At 38.3% G+C, this 20341-nt stretch carries 18 protein-coding genes and 2 pseudogenes; 2 read left to right on the top strand and 18 right to left on the bottom strand.

Annotated elements, in window-relative coordinates; all coding sequences use genetic code 11:
* Positions 1-20: 20 nt before the first annotated feature.
* The 11 genes and pseudogenes from E0E02_RS01720 to E0E02_RS01675 form a co-directional block, all read right to left on the bottom strand.
* Positions 21-1016: a Stealth CR1 domain-containing protein gene (locus E0E02_RS01720; RefSeq protein ID WP_133017672.1), complete on the bottom strand. Its 996-nt coding sequence runs from the start codon at positions 1014-1016 to the stop codon at positions 21-23.
* Between the two features lie 9 nt (positions 1017-1025).
* Positions 1026-2273 (bottom strand): hypothetical protein, encoded by a 1248-nt coding sequence (locus E0E02_RS01715; RefSeq protein ID WP_133017671.1) that lies wholly within the window; start codon positions 2271-2273, stop codon positions 1026-1028.
* Positions 2274-2316: 43 nt separating this feature from the next.
* Positions 2317-3381 carry a sugar transferase gene (locus tag E0E02_RS01710; RefSeq protein ID WP_133017670.1) on the bottom strand — a complete coding sequence of 355 codons (1065 nt, stop codon included), beginning with the start codon at positions 3379-3381 and terminating at the stop codon, positions 2317-2319.
* A 28-nt stretch (positions 3382-3409) separates the two neighbouring features.
* Positions 3410-4249 (bottom strand): LicD family protein, encoded by an 840-nt coding sequence (locus E0E02_RS01705; protein WP_133017669.1) that lies wholly within the window; start codon positions 4247-4249, stop codon positions 3410-3412.
* Between the two features lie 20 nt (positions 4250-4269).
* Positions 4270-5085 (bottom strand): LicD family protein, encoded by an 816-nt coding sequence (locus tag E0E02_RS01700; RefSeq protein ID WP_133017668.1) that lies wholly within the window; start codon positions 5083-5085, stop codon positions 4270-4272.
* Between the two features lie 11 nt (positions 5086-5096).
* Positions 5097-5495, bottom strand: a complete 399-nt coding sequence (gene tagD / locus E0E02_RS09525; RefSeq protein ID WP_275887487.1) for a glycerol-3-phosphate cytidylyltransferase — start codon at positions 5493-5495, stop codon at positions 5097-5099.
* Positions 5496-5552: 57 nt separating this feature from the next.
* Positions 5553-6563: pseudogene (locus tag E0E02_RS01695) on the bottom strand (NAD(P)H-dependent glycerol-3-phosphate dehydrogenase); the annotation flags it as partial.
* An 18-nt stretch (positions 6564-6581) separates the two neighbouring features.
* Positions 6582-7688 (bottom strand): UDP-galactopyranose mutase, encoded by a 1107-nt coding sequence (glf, locus tag E0E02_RS01690; protein WP_133017667.1) that lies wholly within the window; start codon positions 7686-7688, stop codon positions 6582-6584.
* Positions 7688-9145: a flippase gene (locus tag E0E02_RS01685; protein WP_133017666.1), complete on the bottom strand. Its 1458-nt coding sequence runs from the start codon at positions 9143-9145 to the stop codon at positions 7688-7690. Before E0E02_RS01685 ends, glf begins: the two co-directional genes overlap by 1 nt.
* Before the next feature lie 2 nt (positions 9146-9147).
* A complete protein-coding gene (locus tag E0E02_RS01680; protein WP_133017665.1) occupies positions 9148-10524 on the bottom strand; it encodes a sugar transferase in 1377 nt (458 codons plus the stop codon).
* Between the two features lie 243 nt (positions 10525-10767).
* Positions 10768-11193, bottom strand: coding sequence for a hypothetical protein (locus tag E0E02_RS01675; protein ID WP_133017664.1), 426 nt, complete (start codon positions 11191-11193; stop codon positions 10768-10770).
* A gap of 357 nt (positions 11194-11550) precedes the next feature.
* Here E0E02_RS01675 and E0E02_RS01670 point away from each other — a divergent pair, with 357 nt between their 5' ends.
* Positions 11551-12459 carry a LysR family transcriptional regulator gene (locus E0E02_RS01670; protein ID WP_039697075.1) on the top strand — a complete coding sequence of 303 codons (909 nt, stop codon included), beginning with the start codon at positions 11551-11553 and terminating at the stop codon, positions 12457-12459.
* 36 nt (positions 12460-12495) lie between these two features.
* Here the strand turns inward: E0E02_RS01670 and E0E02_RS01665 are convergent.
* The 7 genes and pseudogenes from E0E02_RS01665 to rpiA all read right to left on the bottom strand — a co-directional run bounded on the left by E0E02_RS01665 (position 12496) and on the right by rpiA (position 18756).
* Positions 12496-13207 (bottom strand): annotated as a pseudogene (locus E0E02_RS01665) (LytR family transcriptional regulator).
* Positions 13207-13914: a purine-nucleoside phosphorylase gene (deoD, locus tag E0E02_RS01660; protein WP_133017662.1), complete on the bottom strand. Its 708-nt coding sequence runs from the start codon at positions 13912-13914 to the stop codon at positions 13207-13209. Before deoD ends, E0E02_RS01665 begins: the two are co-directional and overlap by 1 nt.
* On the bottom strand, positions 13871-15163 hold the full coding sequence (locus E0E02_RS01655; protein WP_133017661.1) for a chloride channel protein: 1293 nt from the start codon (positions 15161-15163) through the stop codon (positions 13871-13873). Before E0E02_RS01655 ends, deoD begins: the two co-directional genes overlap by 44 nt.
* On the bottom strand, positions 15147-15851 hold the full coding sequence (locus E0E02_RS01650; RefSeq protein ID WP_133017660.1) for a glutamine amidotransferase: 705 nt from the start codon (positions 15849-15851) through the stop codon (positions 15147-15149). The genes E0E02_RS01655 and E0E02_RS01650 overlap by 17 nt, the downstream gene beginning before the upstream one ends.
* Before the next feature lie 37 nt (positions 15852-15888).
* Positions 15889-16701 carry a purine-nucleoside phosphorylase gene (locus E0E02_RS01645; RefSeq protein ID WP_074482086.1) on the bottom strand — a complete coding sequence of 271 codons (813 nt, stop codon included), beginning with the start codon at positions 16699-16701 and terminating at the stop codon, positions 15889-15891.
* A 10-nt stretch (positions 16702-16711) separates the two neighbouring features.
* Complete coding sequence (locus E0E02_RS01640; RefSeq protein ID WP_133017659.1) at positions 16712-17923, bottom strand: phosphopentomutase; 1212 nt, start codon at positions 17921-17923, stop codon at positions 16712-16714.
* 158 nt (positions 17924-18081) lie between these two features.
* Positions 18082-18756, bottom strand: a complete 675-nt coding sequence (gene rpiA / locus E0E02_RS01635; protein ID WP_039697080.1) for a ribose-5-phosphate isomerase RpiA — start codon at positions 18754-18756, stop codon at positions 18082-18084.
* Positions 18757-18966: 210 nt separating this feature from the next.
* Here rpiA and mnmE point away from each other — a divergent pair, with 210 nt between their 5' ends.
* The gene (mnmE, locus tag E0E02_RS01630) at positions 18967-20340 is read left to right on the top strand and encodes a tRNA uridine-5-carboxymethylaminomethyl(34) synthesis GTPase MnmE (protein ID WP_133017658.1); all 1374 of its coding nucleotides are present in this window, start codon (positions 18967-18969) and stop codon (positions 20338-20340) included.
* Position 20341: the final 1 nt, after the last annotated feature.

Raw genomic sequence — 20341 nt, 5'->3', positions numbered from 1 at the left:
TTTCTATCACACTTTTTGATTTATTTTTCAAAGTTTGACTTTTCTGGGAAAAGCTCTTCAAAAGCTTGATTGACTTTTGCCTTCATTTGGTCAAAGTCAGTAATGCGCACACTATCGTTGATGCAGATACATTTAACTTTTTTAGGATGTTGTAATACCTCAATAATCTTATTAAGGTCCCTTGGAAGGGTATTGTAACTGGTTGAACCTGTTTTTTTAGGAATAAAACGTCCAGTCATCAACTGCCAATCCCGCAGCAACCATGGATTAACATTGTGTTTTTCACGGAATTTACTACGACAAGTAGCATCCAAGACGTCTCCCTCTTTTTCCCAAAGCTCTTCAAAAGTTGATTTCATCAAAGATAGCGAATTATGCGGTTCGTAAATGCCATTGATGGCTGCTCCTCGTGAAAAGAGCAAAGTTCTAAGCAAGTATTTCCCATATTTTGGTGAAAACCACTTCTTGTTCTTTCTGATATCTTTGACCGAGAAGTATTTATTAATAATCTCAAGGTTATTCATGACAATGGGCGCAATGCCATCAGGTCTCACGATATAAGGTGTCAGCGCAGCAATGTCTTTTGGCAAACCTTTTTCAAAATAATCTTCTTTTGTCGTCTTCGAGATAATAAACATATCATCGTTAAATTCGATAAAATGCTCGGCTAATCCTGGAATACGGTGCATGTTCAACTCAATAGTGTGTGAGTTAAAGGTTGGCAAGTATTCTTTCGGGATAAAGTCGGTGTGTTTAACGATGTGTAATTTAGGATGCTCGGTATTTAACCATTTTGGCAAATGGCCCCACGTCACAAAGTGAATCTTATTGACCCAGGGCATATTTTTTTCAACACCTCTGAAAAAATACTGAAGGTTTTCCCAATCTCGAAAACGAGCATCACTGGTCGCTGCTTTGTATTTCTTTTCTTCTGGCAAATAGTGATTTTTTTCTTCCTGCCAGGCGGGGTCATTGCCATCCACCCAGAGCAGGACAATATCAACGTTAGTGTCCACGACTACCTCCTATTCTTTCAATTTATCAACACTAAGATCTGGACTTTCATAAGCACGGTCGCTTAAAAAAGCTATCAGCAAAATCAAAATATACTGGTAAGTAAACATGGTAAAGGTAAATAGGTAGAGAAATCCGATTAAGAACACGCGATATTTACGATTACGCAAGAAATTTTTAAAATTACTGAAAATCGGTAACATATATAGTAGAAACATGCACAAGCCACCTTGGGCTAATAATTGTGTAATGGAATTACTAAAGCCAGTATTATAACTTCGCCAGCCTCCCATGAAGGCTTTTATGGCATCTGAATTGTTAAAACCATTGCCCAACAAAGGCTTATGTGACCAAGCTTTCATACCAACGATAAAATCATCTGTTCGGATGGAACCAGAACTCTCACCCATCTTGGCTGTCAGCATTACGTTGGCAATAATCACTGCAGCAATCAAAGCAACTGGAACAATGGTTACCTTAATCAAAGCAATGATTGTCCCATAATTCTTGGCTGAAATGATGGTATAAAGCCAAAAGAAGAGAACCAACAAGATACCAGTTGTTGAGGTAGTGCTCAAAATCGCTAAGGTAAATAAAATCCGATTCAAAGGATGTACCTTCTCACTGACTAGAAACTCAATCAAAAAACCAATCGTAAACTGCAAAGAAGCCATCGGAGCTTCTGTGAAAATCGCGGTATTTCTGACAAAGCCATGGAGTATCTGAGACTCAAAATAAATGCCATAATAACTGGCAACAGGTTTTGGATCCCCCGTATTGGTCCAAGTCGAAAAGACATGTGAAGTCGGGCTACCAAGTTTCAACATTGAAAAAAGTAACCAGCAAATCATGGACAAAGTCGCCACAAAAAGGACAACATTGCGATAACGCAATAAGACTTCTCTTCTCTCCTTGACATCACTAAGATAGTAATAAGACAAAATCGTAGCCGTCGCTAGGATAAACTTGCTACCAGATACCAGCTTATAGTTTGTGATGACTAACCAAAATCCAATATAACCTGTGACAATTAAAATGATCATCATCGTAATGCCCAGATAGTTATAATTAAGCTGCCCTTTGGTCAAGAGATAACCAAAAAGTGACCCCACCAAAAGCAATAACATGCATTCTGAAAACTTACCACCCGTGTGATTTAAGTGCATCCATACCGAACGTGAATTTAGCATAATCGCAGTTACAAATGTATAGGAAAAGAAAGCATTGACAGCTTTTCTAACCTTTATCTTTGGATACATGAGTAACTCCTTTCTACTATTTTAAAATTATTCATTGGCAAGTTTAAAAAGTTCCCAGTGATTTTTTCAGATAATAACCTTGGCGAAGACGTTCAGACACTCTAGCAACATTAGCAAGCATTTCCTTGTACTCTTCTTCTGACAAGTTGGCAATGACATTGGCAATATCATTTAGTGAGGTAACAACAAAGCCCACTTTTTCTTTTAAGACAAAATCAGCCATGGCTGCATGGTTCCAAACAATAACAGGAAAGCCAGTTGACAGGTAAAGAGATGTTTTATGTGGGTTATTGTACTTCAAATAATCCCCGTAAACACCGGTACATGAATTAATCGAATCACCATCCCAGATAAGACCAAAGCTACCATGGAGATTTTCTGGTAAGTCTTCTGGCAAGAATGAACCATTATAGGTAATGTTGTCAGAATGCTCTGGCGCTGTGTAATTTGCCCCAAAAAGTTGCAAATGAACACCTTTAACTTGATTGATAAACTTGAGGTAACCAGTTTTATTGGCATCCAAGTTTCCTGCAATGATGAGTTCATTAGTTTTTGTTTTTGGACTGATTGTAAATGACTCATCATGAAGGTAGTCAAAGATTTCAAGCGATGAAATCTTCTTGCTATCATAGCCAGAATCAATCAAGTATTGGCCCATTTTGTCGTTATGAACAATGATTCCTGAAGCTTGTGATAAGATAGGCTTTTCTTCGACACGAAGGCGAATTTTACGGCCTAATGATAGGTTAGTTTTGTTAATGTATCTAAGGCTTTCTAAATCGTGAATAAGGATAACAATTTTGATGTTTTTTCGGTTTAGTTTTTTGAGCAAATGTGATAAAAAGACATTTTTACTCAAAACAGGAAATTGAATCACCACTTCATCTCCTGCAGAAAGACCATCTAGTTTTTTCTCCCAAATTTTAACATTTCGATAGCTTTCTTTAATAGAAGCAAAGGCATTTTGTTTGCCCTTATAAGGGATGGTAATGTCGATTTTTTGATATCCTGTACCCTCAAGGATTTTTTCGACATCCGCACGCGCCTTATTAGCGGCATTCTTCATGTTCTTTGCGATTGGTTTTCGTTCTGCAATATAATATTTCATAGTTTTTCCTAAATTTTTCAAAAATCTGTTACTTGTTTTTATCGGTTAACAAGGTTGTGCCATGCCAATTACGTTCGTCTTCTTTAGGCAATTGCATGTAGTCCCCGTACATCTTAAGCAAAATTTCAATGTAGTTTTTAGGGGCTGTCATTTTAATCCCTTCAAAGGCTAACTGACTAGTTTCCTTATAAAAGGATGATGGATAGACTTCTTTAAACCAATGCCCTCCCATTGGATTACCAATCATCTCCATCTCATCTACTGGATAACTTTTCAAGAAATCATCGATGCGACGTGTCCAATTGCCGGTTTTAAACAATTTTTCAACCTTTAGATTCAGTGCCAGCACAATCAATGATTTTTTGAAACCACCGTGTTTTTTATTTAGGTTGACAAGCTCGCTGAGACAAGACAAATTGCGCATTTCCCTCAATAGCGTTAAAGTCTTTTCCCATTTAAAGCGCTCAAAGCCACCTGCTGGCACACCATCCAAAGGAAAAATATCTACCCAAAGGTTTTGTATGGTTTTATTTTTCGTATAGTCACGACGCAACTGAACCTTTTCATTCTCGATTCGAATATAGGGATAAGGAAAATCACTGTCTGTTGTGAAATGTTTTAGACCAAAGTTATTTGGCAATTCACCAGCAACCAGGTCTAGGAATTTTTCGTAATCTTGTCGTTTCATACCGATATCAAGATCATCATCCCAAGGAATAAAACCTTGATGACGGACGGCACCAAGAAGAGTCCCACCCATGATGTAATACTCAATATCATGCTTATCACAGATAGACATGATGATTTTAGCCATCTCTAATTCTTTTTCTTGAATGAATTCAAGATCTGTTTGATTTTCTTTTGTCATGTAGATCCTTTCTAAGGTTTCTAGCTTGCTTCTAACTCTGCAGCGTGAGCATTTTTATCAGAGTCTTTAGGTGGTGTCATGTAATCACCATACATTTGTGACAAAATAAAATCGGCATCTTCTGGGCCTTGCAAGACATTGTTTTCAAAAGCATACAGTTTTCCATGACCGTATTTTGTTTTTGGAAACATTTCTTTGAATTTGTATTGCCCCATGAAGTTAACGACCCATTTTGAATCCTTGTAAGGATATTTCTTCAACAAGCTATCGATTTTCCAAAGCCATTTTTTCTCGTCCATATTACGACCAAAGCCTGTTAATTGGACAAATTTGATGACCAAACGTTCTGACAAAGGACGATTGGGACGTTGAAGATTGACACGGTCAAATGTCGCAATGTGGTAGAAAGCACGTGAAACCAAGAGACGCATCTTATGAATTTCACGAATGAAGTAATTATTTGGCATGCCATCTAAAGGAAAAATATCAATCCAAGCATCTTCTGTACGTTCGACTTCGCTCCCCATACGTCTTAAATGATAACGAGTGTCCACGATTCGAGCAAAGTAATAATGATGGTCTGTTTCATCATAAAAAGTATTAACTTCCATATAGCTTGGCAATTGTTTCGCTACATTTTTGAGGAAGTCATCATATTGCTCACGCGGAATTCCAAGGTCAATATCATCATCCCATGGAATAAAGCCTTTGTGGCGCACAGCACCAAGTAAAGTCCCACCTAACATGTAATAATCAATGTCATTTTCAATAAGATAGGGCTTGATTTCAGACATGATGTTCCAGATGATTTTTTGAATTTTTGATAACTCTTCCATACTTCCCACCTTTACCCTTTCGCATTCAAATCTTTTTTGATTCGTGTTGTCGAAATTTCAGGTGTGCGTGGAAGGTAGACAACATCTACGCCTTCATCTTTCAAGAAATCAAATTTACCTTTCCAATCGTCTCCCATAACGAAGGTATCAATATGATATTCATGAACATCTTCTTTCTTTTGTTCCCAATTTTTCTCTGGGATTACAAGGTCCACATAACGGACTGATTCAACCAAGGCTTTGCGTTGTTCGTAGCTAAAGTAACATTTCTTTTGTTTTTCATTCCAGTTAAATTCATCTGATGAAATGACAACAACCAGATAGTCTCCCAAAGCTTTAGCTCGTTTTAACAAATTAATATGCCCATAATGCATTAAATCAAACGTTCCATAAGTAATAACCCTTTTCATTTTATTTCCCCTTTTTTTATTTTGTACTTTTGCTTCATAAGTTGTCGCTAAGAATGATTTACCGCTTTCTGATTTTTTGTGACGTCCCATCAAAGCTTGAACCACTTGATGTGGATCTTTCTTGTCATTAATAATGCTATTGACGGCTGTCACAATTGGTAATTCAACCTTAAAGGTCTCAGATAATTCAAGCGCTGCTGGAAGGGCATTAATTCCTTCAACAACCATTTGAACTTTTTCAATTGCCTCATCAACAGAATAACCTTGGCCAATTAATTGACCGGCTCTGTTATTTCGGCTATGTTCACTAGTTGCTGTCACAATCAAATCACCCACACCAGCCAGTCCATCAAACGTTGATTCCAAGCATCCCATCGCTTGGCCTAAACGTTTAATCTCAGACATACCGCGTGTAATCAAAGCTGCTTTGGCATTATCACCGTATCCCAATCCTTGTGAAATACCAGCAGCGAGCGCGACAATATTTTTCATAGCGCCACAAAGTTCAACTCCCTTGATGTCACTGTTCGTATAAACACGAAGTGTTTTATTCATAAAGACATCTTGAACAAATTTGGCTGCTTTTTCATTTTCACAAGCTGAAACAATGGTGGTTGGCATATCCAGTGCCACTTCTTCAGCATGTGTTGGTCCTGATAAAGCAACAATCTCAATGTGATCGTGTTTGCCATCTCTTTTAATCTCAGTTGAGATGACTTCAGATAACATGTAATGAGTGGTTTTTTCAATCCCCTTAGCCACATCTACAATAATCTGATAATCTGGAATCAAACTTCTCACTTTTTCAGCCGTTTCTCTGACATACAAAGACGGTACTGCAAACAAGATAATATCTTTATTCTGACAAGCTGCTTCCAAAGATTTAGTAAAGACAATGCTATCTGGAATAACCATTTCGGGCAATCGGTGGTTTTTATGTGTCGTCACTAACTCATCGATTTCAGATGGAATGGCTGACCATACTGTAACATCATTCCCATTTGATGCTAAGGCACGCGCCAAAGCAAGACCCCAGGTCCCAGCGCCAATAACTCCTATCGATTTCACTGTAATCACCCTCGATTCCTACAACTCTTCTGCCACACACGCCAAAGCTGCTTCGATGACTTTGTGCATGTCATAGTAACAGTATTGTCCTAAGCGTCCACCAAAAATAACATTACCTTGTGCATCCGCCAATTTCTTATACTCTTGGTAAAGATTGTTGTTGCGGTCATTATTCACTGGATAGTAAGGTTCATCACCTTTTTCCCATGTCTTAGAATGTTCTTTGGTAATAATGGTCTTAGGCTGTGTGCCGAATTCGAAATGTTTGTGCTCGATGATTCGAGTATAAGGTGTTTTGGCATCAGTGTAGTTAACCACGGCATTTCCTTGATAATTTTCCATATCCAAAGTTTCTGTTTCAAAACGTAGGCTACGGTATTCCAGTTCACCCAGTTGGTAATCAAAGAATTGGTCAATCATCCCTGTAAAGACAATTTTAGGAAAGGCTTTGAGGTACTCTTCTTTTTTATCGAAGAAATCAACACCTGTTTCCACGTCAATATTGTCATGCGCTAGCATTTTTTCAATGATTTGTGTGTAACCACCGATTGGAATGCCTTGATAAGTATCGTTGAAATAGTTATTGTCATAAGTCAAGCGAACTGGCAAACGACGAATAATGAAGGCTGGCAATTCTGTACAAGTTTTCCCCCATTGCTTTTCAGTATAGCCTTTAATCAATTTTTCGTAGATGTCTGTTCCAACTAATGAAATAGCTTGCTCTTCTAAGTTTTCAGGTTCTTTTCCACCAAGAACTGCACGTTGTTCAGCAATCTTAGCTTGTGCTTCTTGTGGTGTCACCACACCCCAGAGTTTATTGAAGGTGTTCATGTTAAATGGTAGGTTGTAAATTTCACCATTGTAGTTAGCAATCGGTGAGTTCGTATAACTATTAAACTCCGCAAATTGATTGATGTAATCCCAGATTTTTTTATCTGATGTATGGAAAATATGTGCACCATACTCATGAACTTGAATGCCTTCAACCTCTTTGGTGTAGATATTTCCTGAAATATGGTCACGTTTTTCAATAACCTTTACTTTTTTCCCTTTTTTGGCAGCCTCATGGGCAAAAATTGACCCAAAAAGACCTGAACCAACAACTAAATAATCATAGTTTGACATTAAAATCTCCTGTTTTTAACATAATTTAACAAATAGATGGTAAACTCTTCTGTTAAAATAATCCCAAATATTCCATAGGTAAGTCCAAATACCATTGCTGATACGACTAAAATCAAGAAAAGTGATGTCATGTGTAACACCAAAACAACAACTATAGCACCAAGTGATGCTACTAATGCTCCCAATAAGTTCTTGTACGGTTTGATATTACCCATAATGTCTTTCAAAAAATCTTTTAACACATAAATCTGATAGCTTGTTACGAAAAATTCAGCAACCAATGTTCCAAATGCGGCACCCGAAGCCCCAAATTTCGGGATGCAAATGGCATTAATCACTAAGTTAACAATCGCACCGAGCGAAACAGATTTTAAAACATCCTTTTCTCGTTCAATCGGAACAAGTATTTGAATTCCCAATAAGTTTGATAGCCCAATCAAAAACAATGTCGGCATGATGATTTGCATGGGAAGGATTGACCCTGTGTAGGCATAACCTGACAAGAAGTAAATGCCTTCTTTTGCATAAATCGTAAAGTAAAACCACAATGGAATTGAGATAAAGCATACAAACTGTAATGAGCGAATCGTCAGTTCCCTGAACTCTCTGTTTCTTCCTTCTTTGATGTAAAATGACAAACGTGGAAGTAAAACAGCCCCCATAGAAGTTACTAAACTGACTAGAATCGATTTGATTTTTACAGCGGCATTGTAATAGCCGACAGCCTCATCTCCTTTCATGAATCCTAACATCACCGAATCCAAATTCGTATAAATGGTTGTGGCGATGGTCATCATAAAGAAACTAAAAATTGGACCAATATGCTGTTTCAAATCCATATGGCTATACCATTTGAAATTAAGAAAGCGTCTCAAATTGATGAAATTAAAGAAATTTGATCCAACACTAGCAAGAATAGTGATTGCCCCATAAAGGACATAATCACTTTTTTGATGAACCAACATGAACATTAAAATCAGTGATACAAGTTTTAAAATAATCGATCTAATAGTGATATATGAATATTGCTCCAAAGCTTTATAAAGCCACTCACAGCCAATTAAATTGAAAAATAAAGTGGCCACATTAATCATAAAGAGCGTCTTATCCTGTGCCATCCTAGGAACTAAGAAAATCGCTAGGATATAAGTCATCAAAGACAAAGTCATTGCAATGGTATTAATCACCATGATTTCTTGAACCGTCTTTGACAAGTCATCTTTGTTATCTCTTGCTTTGGCACAAGCACGAATACCATAGGTTGGAATTCCCAACATACCAACCATGGAGAAGTAAGAAACAATCGAAGTTGCAAAGGCAACCTTACCAGTCCCCACCGGCAAAAGCACCCGTGAGACATAAGGAAAGGTAATTAAGGGAAAAATAAAATTAGACATTGTCAAAATAAAGTTCATCACAATATTTAATTTTACTGAGCTTCTTTTATTTTTTCGCATGACTACCTACTTCCCTCTCTCTTTAAGACAACGGCAAAAGTTTTTAAAATAATTTTGATATCTGTAAAGAGCGTCCAATGTTGAATGTAATCCATATCCAAGGCTACAACTTCTTCAAAATCTGTGATGTCACTACGTCCGCTGACTTGCCAAAGACCTGTAATTCCAGGTTTTGTTAGCAAACGTTTAAAGTGATGTAACTCATAGCGATGGTACTCATCAAGGGTTGGTGGACGAGTCCCAACAACTGACATATCACCTTTTAAAACATTGATAAATTGTGGCAACTCATCCAAAGACCAATCACGAAGTTTATGACCAAATGGAAAAATTCGCGGATCATCTTCCATCTTGAACATCAAATCTGTGTCCAAATCATTTTGTGCCATCAATTCTTTTTTACGTTCTTCAGCATCTGTATACATGCTTCGGAATTTGTAAATCTCAAAAACCTTACCATTTTTCCCAACACGTTTTTGTTTGAAAATCAAAGGACCTGGTGATTGTTTTTTAACGATTGGAGCAATAATCAAAGCAACCAATCCTATTAGTATAATACCGACAATTGCAACTACAATATCTAACAAGCGTTTTAGAATAATCTGACGCCCCTTAATGATGTTTGAAGCAAAAGTCACATATGTCTTTGAACCAAGTTTAACTAAAGTACTCTCACTATTAACTTTTCCAGCATTACCTGTGAGATCAAGTGTCGTTGGAATCCCTAAACACTTCAAACAATTGGCGAATTTTGAAACGATGGCTTGGTTATTTCTGGAAACAACGATTTCATCAACCTGATGACAGGAAACAAAATCCCTGATTTCCTTTTCGTTTTGTAGAACGTCCTTACCTACTTCAGCATTAACACAGTTGCTGATATAGGCGATAACGTCATAATTTGATGCCTGCAAATTGGCTTCTAGAGCTTGGCTATTGTTAAAATCAGTCACCAATAAAACTTTTTTAGCGTCTTCCTTACGACCTTTTAGCCAATAAGTTGTTAGCTGGCGTCCAATCAATAAGGTGATTGTCACGAGGACAAATAACTGACTAACAAGGTAATAAACTGGATGTCCAATGATTTTCACAAAATGAAAATGTCCCAAACACAAAACAGATGTGAAAAGGATGCTCACCCTCAAGCCATAAACAATTGATTTTTTGACGTTTGTTACAAAATTTTGGTTAGCAAATGATGAATAATCATTATTCAAAACACTAATAAATATAACCAGAATCCCAAAAAAAGCCGCAAAAAAATAACTATCAAAAATAGCGTATGAATATACGCTTGATAGTACAATGTAACTGATAATCAAAGCCAGAACATCAGCCAAAAGATAATAAATCTTTTTTCTTAGATTCTCGCTGTACATAGTCCTATTCCCTATTCTTAAAATCCTAATTTCCCTTATGCGATAAAAGTTACAAAATCCTAATAAACTTCTATCATTTTCAATGCTTTCCCATAAGCATTATTTCTTGTTATTAACGTCGAGTTCCCAGCTCGAACGTATTTTTGTTCAGCCCCAAGTTATTGAGCTCAAATACTCAACTTAAGGTTGTCTTTGTCATTGAAAGCTTTAAACAATACCAATTCTCCCAAAAATGGCATCTTTTTATGCTACAGTAATAGCAAGAGCATTTGGCATCCTCGCCACTGCTAAAATGAGTTCAATAACAAGTTTCGTTACTGCTTTTATGATTTTGAAGAAGAACTTATACTTTATGCTTTTTGTTGTGCTACAAATCAGCTGTAAGTTTTTGATTTTGTCTAAGATAGCTAAAAGACGAGTTTTTCTCGATTGATCAAATGATTGATTATGACATAACTCGCTTATTTTTTCCTGATTCACCTTAATCATTGACGCAATCGTCAACAATCTTCTCTTGCAATCCTGAGAAGAACAGTCTCTCGCCTGTAAAAAGCTTGTCCTAAATAGCCTGTTCATTCTCAAATTTGTTCTTGAAAATGATTCATCACATTTTGGGTGCACTAAATAAAGCACATCAATAGCGATGCTTCCCTTATTATTTGAATTCATAAATACTCCATTCCCAATCTGTCTATTATGAATTTTTACTGAATTTGAATGCGGTGTAACATTTCCTCCCACAGAAATACTGCATTCACGATGATTTATATTCTAGCATCATTGAAATTATTTTTCAAATCAGTCAATTTTTGAATTTTTAAAGACTATTTTTGCATAAAATTCCTTAATTTTTCTACGATGTAATTGTTTTCTGAAAGCAAAGTTTTCTAAGACTGCAAATGTTACAAGTTGGTTACACTTTTTTCATTTAATTTTCAGATTCTCATTGTTCGCTTTTGTAGCGCTTACAACGTTCGTGTATCTCATTGACTTGCGGGATTTACATTTTTAAGCTAAACTAAGGCTATGAGAATACAACAATTACATTACATCGTTAAAATCGTGGAAACGGGCAGTATGAATGAAGCTGCCAAGCAACTCTTTATTACTCAACCAAGTTTGTCAAATGCTGTTCGTGACTTGGAACGTGAGATGGGGATTGAAATTTTTATCCGAAATCCTAAAGGAATTACCTTAACAAAAGATGGTGTCGAATTTCTATCTTATGCGCGTCAAATCCTTGAACAGACTGCGCTTTTAGAGGAACGTTATAAGAGTAAAAATACCAACCGTGAGCTTTTTAGCGTCTCAGCGCAGCACTATGCTTTTGTGGTCAATGCTTTTGTTTCCCTTCTGAAAAAGACAGATATGACACGTTACGAGCTTTTCCTTCGTGAAACCCGAACATACGAAATTATTGATGACGTCAAAAATTTTCGTTCTGAAATCGGGGTGCTTTTCCTAAACAGCTACAACCGTGATGTCTTGACAAAGATGTTTGATGACAATCATTTGACTTATACCAGTCTTTTCAAAACTCGTCCGCACATTTTTGTCAGCAAAAACAATCCGCTAGCTGAAAAGTCACTTGTGACTATGGAAGATTTGGAAGAATTTCCATACCTTAGCTATGACCAAGGGATTCATAACTCTTTTTACTTCTCTGAAGAAATCTTGTCACAAATTCCACACAAAAAATCAATCGTTGTCAGTGACCGAGCAACCCTTTTTAATCTCTTGATTGGTCTTGACGGTTACACTATCGCTACAGGTATCTTGAATAGCAACCTCAACGGCGATGACATCGTCTCAATTCCACTTGACGTTGAAGATATGATTGATATTGTCTACATTCGCCACGAAAAAGCTAATCTCTCAAAAATGGGTGAACGCTTTATCGATTACTTACTTGAAGAAGTACAATTTGATAAATAAAAAGTTCTTGGACAGAGTCCAAGAACTTTTTATGCTTCATTGTCTTAATTCATGCTTTATTATCTCATTGATTTTGTCAAAATAGAAAGGCTTGCGATGAGAAATTCGTTGTGCGATGAAGTTCTTCTTCATCAAATGGTTTAATCAGATGAGCAAGAGGGTTTCGGACAGATTTCTCAAATTGACGAAGCTCTGTGATTAAGTTTTTAATATGATCTGGCAACTGACTGTATTGCAAGAGCTCTGCTAAACTACGAGATGTCACCTTTGCATCACGGCGAATCAACAAATACTTATGAAAAATAAGATAGTCACTCTGCTTCATTTCTGTAAAAAGCCAAGTATCATACTGATCATTTTTAGCATCATGGATAAACTCTTCTAGATTAGGAATCTCACGCTTTGCTAAGCGATAAAAGAGTCTGTATAGAATAGGACTAACTGAGCGGACAAAATCAATGATATTACCATTTCTAATTTTCGCTTCTAGGTCCATGATATAGTTGGCCAATTGTTCTTCTTGCCTATGATTCGTAATCAAATCAAAATCATACTGATGCCAAATAACCTTGTTTTCAGATTGATGAGCAAAAAGGAAATCAACGTTTAATTCACGACGCTCTTTTAGCATTTCTAAAAGATAGCGGCTTGTCGATGGAAAATCTGCATGCTGCTCTGCTATTTTCCAAGCGTGATTATAAGCATAGACATCCAAAAGGATGTCTATCGTCTCGTATATTTCTTGCATTAATCAGCAATAAGAGTCTCAAGACCAACTTTCATCATGTCTGTGAAAGTTGTTTGACGTTCTTGAGCTGTTGTGTCTTCGTCAGCAACCAAGCTATCAGAGATTGTCATGATACCAAGTGCTTGAACACCGTGTTTGGCAGCGAGATAGTAAAGTGCAGCAGCTTCCATCTCAACTGCTTTCACGCCAAGTTGACCAAGTTTGATATTGTTTTCTGCAAAATCAGAATAAAAGGCATCAACTGACAAGACACTACCTACGTGAGTTGTCATACCAAGGTCTTTAGCGATATGGTAAGCTTTATCAAGCAATGTGAAGTCTGCGATTTGTGGGAAATCGTATTGTGGCCATTCGTTTTTAATCATGCTTGATGTTGTTGCGGCTGCTTGCGCAAGGACAAGTTCACGCACGTGAACGTCTTTATTAAGTGAACCTGCTGTTCCAACACGGATTAATTTTTTAACACCGTATGATTGAATAAGTTCAGTCGCATAGATTGAGATTGATGGCATACCCATACCTGTTCCCATAACGCTGACACGATGACCTTTGTAAGTTCCTGTAAAACCAAGCATACCACGAACATTATTAAAGCAGACAGCATCTTCTAAGAAGTTTTCTGCGATGAATTTTGCACGGAGAGGATCTCCTGGAAGTAAGATTTTATCTGCGATTTCGCCTTGTTTGGCTTCGATATGGATTGACATAAAAATTCCTTTCAATACGTTTAAAAATATTATTTATACAAACAGCTACCGCTACCGCAATGAGTAAAACTGGCAAAGCTTGTAAATTTTGCCCTGTAAATGAGACAACTAGTCCAACTGCTGTTAAAGGAGCATTCATTGTAATGGCCAAGAAAACACTTGACCCAATTAACATGGCTGAGTTCATCGAAATATCTGGAAAAGCTAACTGACAAAGCACAGCAAATAGAAATCCTAAAACTGCCCCCATTGAAAACGATGGTGTCAAGGTACCTCCGTATGCGCCATTTTTTAGCGTCAATAAGACAAGACAAGCTTTGATGATAAGAATAGGAATAGCATAAGATACAGCCATGCCATCAAAAACAGCTTGTGCCAAAGCTCCGCCATTCCCTAAAATCTCTGGAAAATAGAGGGCAACACTAGCTAAAAGTAAGAAAGTTAAAGGTAACTTCCATAAGATGGCTTCATGAGTCTCTTTTTTAACTTGTGCTTTTTGCGTCAGACGTCGAAAACCTTCTGCAAGTGGCGTGACAAGTACTGCCACCAAGACGGCTAACAGACAAGTGGCAAGATTAGGTGAAACTTGACCACCATGATAAAGGGGGGCATCCGATATAACGAGCCCTGCGATAAGGCTAGCAAGAAAACTCGTCAAAGATACCGACACGATATTCACCAAAGAAAGTCCAACACCCAAAGTCTCAAAAGCAAAAAAGATGCTAGCAATTGGTACTTGATAAACTGCTGAAAGACCAGCTGAGGCCCCACAAGCAATTGCAAGGCGTCTATCAGGCAAGTTCAAACACATATAATCAGAAATACGACCTGCTCCAAGAGCCCCAAGCTCTCGTGGCGCTCCTTCTTTTCCAATCGGAGATCCCGCACCAACTGAAGCTACCTGTAAGAAAATATTCATCAAATGAATTCCCAACACAGGGCGTTCAGAGCAAGGATTATCAGCCTTCATCTGAGATTTAACTGAGATAAGACGACGATTTTTTCGTTGAAGCACATACCAGATAAGCGCAGAGACTATCCCTGCAATCACAATCATCAAGAATCGTCTTTGGGAAATAGCTAGCATTTTTTCCTCTTCGCCGTGTCCCAACACAATTTTCTCGACCATTTCTAAAAATTCATGAAGTAAGATACCACCTAAACCAGCCACCACACTAGTTGCCAGTAAAACTACTCCAAAACGTAAACAATAGCTGAAATTTTGAAATCGATTATTTTGTATAAGCATCTAAAAATTGTTCTAACAAATGATTCATCTGAGAATAATCATAAGTTAAAATTTCTTGTTTTGTCTGGATATAAGGGTGTGTGGCAACTTGTTCATCATAATCAACTTCTTGAGCCAGTAAATCCTGAACCATGTCTTTTGAAAATTCCAAATGACATTGAAAAGCGTAATGCTTGTCACTATACTTGATGATTTGTCGTGGGCAACCTTGACTAGCGGCAAGAATTTGCGCCCCTTCTATCATGCCTGGCATATCACCGTGCCAATGACCAACAGTCACCGTCTTACCAAAATATGTCAAACGTTTATCAGTTTTACCAGCCTGAGTCAAGGAAATCGGAAAATTTCCGATCTCCTTTTCAGGACTATGTTCAACTGGTGCGCCATAAGCTTCACCCAGTAACTGTGCGCCAAGACAAACACCAATGATGCGTTTATCATGTGCGATAGCATCTTTAATCAAAGCTATTTCAGCTTGAGCATCAAAATGCGGGCATTCTTCTACTGTCGTACGAGGGCTCTGCGGTCCCCCCATGACTATGAGTAAATCAATTTTAGAGCTGTCAACTGGTAACTGCTCTCCTTGATAAAGCTTTGTTAGGCTAACCTCATGCCCACGCTTAATTGCCCAACCATAATAGGCTCCAGGTGCTTCAAAAGCTTCGTGAATAACAAAATGAACTCGCACAGCACACTCCTTTTATCCAAAGACTAAAGATTGTAAATTAAAGTTCTGCCAAAACAGCTTTAACAAGTGTTTTGAAATCTTCTTTAATTTGTTGTGTTACAGCAACCACTTCTTCGTGGTTAAGTGAGCTTTGGAAACCAGCTGCATGGTTTGTAATGGCAGAAATTCCCAAGACTTTCAAACCAGAGTGAGCAGCGACGATAACTTCTGGTACAGTTGACATACCAACTGCATCAGCACCAAGTGTTTGGAAAGCACGGATTTCTGCAGGTGTTTCATAACAAGGACCTGACACACCAAGGTAAACCCCTTCGTCAAGTTTGATACCGATTTTTTCAGCAACTTTGTGAGCAATGGCACGATAGTCTGCTGTATAAGCATCTGACATATCAGGGAAGCGTGGTCCGAAATCATCAAGGTTAGCCCCAATCAATGGGTTTTGACCTGTCATGTTGATATGGTCTGAAATAGCCATCAAAGTACCAGGACCAAAGCCGATACCACCCGCAGCGTTTGTTACGATAAGACCTTTACAACCAAGGGCTTTCATCACGCGCACTGGGAAAGTCACCAATTCCATTGGGTTCCCTTCGTAGAAGTGGAAACGGCCTTGAAGAGCAAGGACTTTGTGACCACCAAGATCACCATAAACCAATTGACCTGCGTGACCTGCTACTGTTGATTTACCCCAATTTGGGATTTTTTCGTAAGGGATGACAACTGCATTTTCGATTTCTTCGGCAAGTTCACCAAGACCTGAACCTAGGATAAGTCCGAATTCTGGAGCATCACAAGCTTGTGAGACTAAAAACTGACGTGCTTCTTCAATTTTTTCAATAATTGTAGACATGTATTACCTCTTATACTAATTTATCTAAGAATGATTGACCAATCATCGCTTTTTCAACGCCAAAGTTTTCGGCGATTGTTGCTGAGATATCAGCGAAGTGTCCGACTGGCAAGATACCATTGCCTTTGAAGGCTGGACTGTAAGCTAACAATGGGATGTATTCACGTGTGTGGTCTGTACCTGTGTAAGTTGGGTCATTACCGTGGTCAGCCGTAATCAAAAGAAGGTCATCTTCTTTCATGTTTTCCAAGATTTCAGGCATGCGTTTGTCGAAATCTTCAAGACAGTCACGGTAACCAGCTGCGTTACGACGGTGACCATACATCGCGTCGAAGTCCACTAGGTTTGTAAATGACAAACCTTTTGTGAATTCAGGCAACTGCATTGTTTTAAGAAGAGTATCAACACCGTGCATGTTTGATTTATTGTGACCCATATCATTTGTGATACCTGAACCGTTGAAGATATCATTGATTTTACCAACGCCGTAAGTTGGTACACCAGCGTCAGCCAATTTATTAAGAACAGTAGGTCCAAATGGTGACAATGCGTAGTCACGACGGTTAGCTGTACGTGTGAAGTTACCTGGTTCACCAACGTATGGACGAGCAATGATACGACCAAGAAGAGCTGGACGTTCTTGAGTGATTGAACGTGCGTATTCACAGATTTTGTAAAGCTCTTCTACTGGGATTACATCTTCGTGGGCTGCGATTTGAAGTACTGGATCAGCTGATGTGTAGATGATTAACTCGCCAGTTTCCATTTGACGTGGACCGAAATCATCGATAACTGCTGTACCTGAGTAAGGTTTGTTAGCTTCACGAATGACTTTACGTCCTGAAAAATCTTCGATTTTAGTTAAAATTTCTTCTGGAAATCCACCAAGGAATGTATCAAATGGTTCTGTAATGTTAAGACCCATGATTTCCCAGTGACCAGTCATTGTGTCTTTACCAAGAGAAACTTCTTCAAGTTTAGTTGCATAACCTGTTGGTTGAGCTTCAGCTGGAACTGTTTTTAGAGGAGTTTCACGAGGAATATTTCCAAGACCAACTTTAGCCATGTTTGGAACATTAAGTCCGACTGTTTTTGAAATGTGACCAAGTGTGTCTGACGCACCATCAGGAACACCAGCATTGACAAAGTTATTGGCATCTGGTGCTGCACCAATTCCGACTGAATCAAGCACAACAAGGTGAATACGATTAAAAGTTGACATAGTTTTCCTAATCTAGGGTGGTTACGGTTGGCACCCAAAACCTCCTAATCAACTGCAAGGTATGCAGGATTAGAAATAATAATTTGATTTTTTGCGATAACAAAGCAAACAGGAGACTATCGGCTATTCTTAGTCAAACCATCTCCTGTAAACTTTCTTTATTTAGCTTCTAAAATTTTAACGCCGTCTTTACCAGCAACGATAACTTTGTTAACCATACCATTGAAGAGACCGTGTTCAACAACACCGACCATGGCTTTCAATTCTTTACCAAGTTCGACTGGATTTTCAATAACACCAAGGTCAAGGTCGATGATATAGTTTTTCATATCAGTGACAAAGCGTTCGCCGTTTGCCATGCGGTATGATGGTTTGTAACCTTTTTTCTCGAACTCACGGAAAATGCGGTCAGCACCATATTGCACAACTTCAACTGGCAATTTGAAAGCACCGAGTGTGTCGACCATTTTAGATTCGTCAACAACCCAGATGTATTCTTTACTTGGTGTAGCAACGATTTTTTCCATAAGAAGAGCACCGCCGCCACCTTTGATACCGTTGAAGTTTTTATCCACTTCATCAGCACCGTCGACAGTTACATCGATAACATCGATATCATCAACAGCTTTCAAAGGAATACCAAGGCCTTCTGCTTGAGCTGTTGTTTGGCTTGAAGTTGTCACACCGACAACTTTAAGACCTTCTTCTTTCATACGACGACCGATTTCTTCAACGAAGAAATATGCTGTTGAACCAGTTCCAAGTCCAACGACCATGCCGTCTTTCACATACTGAGCAGCTGTAACACCAGCCATTTTTTTAAGTTTTTCCATAACAACCTCACCTAAATTTATATGTAAAACAAAAATTACCTATTTCCAACTAACTATTATACCATGATTTAGGGTGTTTTCGCTACAATGGATTACTCAAAAATAGCTTTTCTGCTCCTTTACTTTCAATCCTCTTCTATTGCTTGAAAATCTTATTTGCGTTACAATTAAATAAGATATTTTTTGAAAAACTAGATTGGAATGACATAAATGATTACAAAAGAATTCGACACAATTGCTGCGATTTCAACACCTTTAGGGGAAGGAGCTATCGGAATTGTCCGACTTTCTGGGACTGACGCGCTAGCTATTGCCCAAAAAGTTTATCGTGGAAAAGATTTGTCAAAAGTTGCCTCACATACGATTAATTACGGGCATATTGTTGACCCTGATAATGATGAAATTCTCGATGAGGTTATGGTCTCTGTCATGTTGGCACCAAAGACGTTCACACGTGAAAATGTCATTGAGATTAATACGCACGGTGGGGTTGCCGTTACTAATGAAATCTTGCAACTCCTTCTTCGTCAAGGTGCTCGTCTGGCTGAACCTGGAGAATTTACCAAACGTGCTTTCTTGAATGGTCGTGTTGACTTGACTCAAGCGGAAGCCGTTATGGATATTATCCGTGCTAAAACTGACAAAGCTATGAATATCGCTGTCAAACAGCTAGATGGTTCACTTTCAAAACTCATCAATGATACGCGTCAAGAAATCCTAAATACTCTTGCTCAAGTTGAGGTAAACATCGATTATCCTGAATACGATGACGTGGAAGAAATGACAACAGCGCTTATCCGTGAAAAAACACAAGAATTCCAAAGCCTTTTAGAAAATCTCTTGGCTACTGCAAAACGTGGTAAAATCCTTCGCGAAGGTTTGTCAACTGCTATCATTGGTCGTCCAAACGTTGGGAAATCAAGTCTTCTGAACAATCTGCTCCGTGAAGACAAAGCTATCGTTACTGACATCGAAGGAACAACTCGTGACGTGATTGAAGAATACGTCAACATCAAAGGTGTGCCTTTGAAATTGGTCGATACCGCTGGTATTCGTGAAACAGATGACGTGGTTGAAAAAATCGGTGTAGAACGTTCTAAAAAAGCTCTTGAGGAAGCTGATTTGGTCCTTCTTGTCCTTAACAGCTCTGAAGCGCTAACTGACCAAGACCGTGCTCTTCTTGAACTCAGCAAGGATAGCAACCGCATTATCTTGCTTAATAAAACTGATTTGCCTGAAAAAATCGAAGCTGATGAGTTGCCGAATGATGTCATCCGCATCTCAGTTCTTAAAAATCAAAACATTGATTTGATTGAAGAACGTATCAACCAACTCTTCTTTGACAATGCTAGTATCGTTGAAAAAGATGCAACATACCTTTCAAATGCCCGTCACATCGGCTTGATTGAAAAAGCTGTACAAAGCTTACAATCAGTCAACGAAGGACTTGAAGCTGGTATGCCAGTTGACCTTCTACAAATTGATTTGACACGTTGTTGGGAAATTCTTGGGGAAATCACTGGTGAAGCCGCACCAGACGAACTCATCACAAAACTCTTCACCCAATTCTGTCTTGGAAAATAAG

The sequence above is a fragment of the Streptococcus sp. KCJ4932 genome (assembly GCF_004352745.1).
GTDB lineage: Bacteria > Bacillota > Bacilli > Lactobacillales > Streptococcaceae > Streptococcus > Streptococcus ruminicola.
This window is presented reverse-complemented; position numbering and strand designations above follow the sequence as displayed.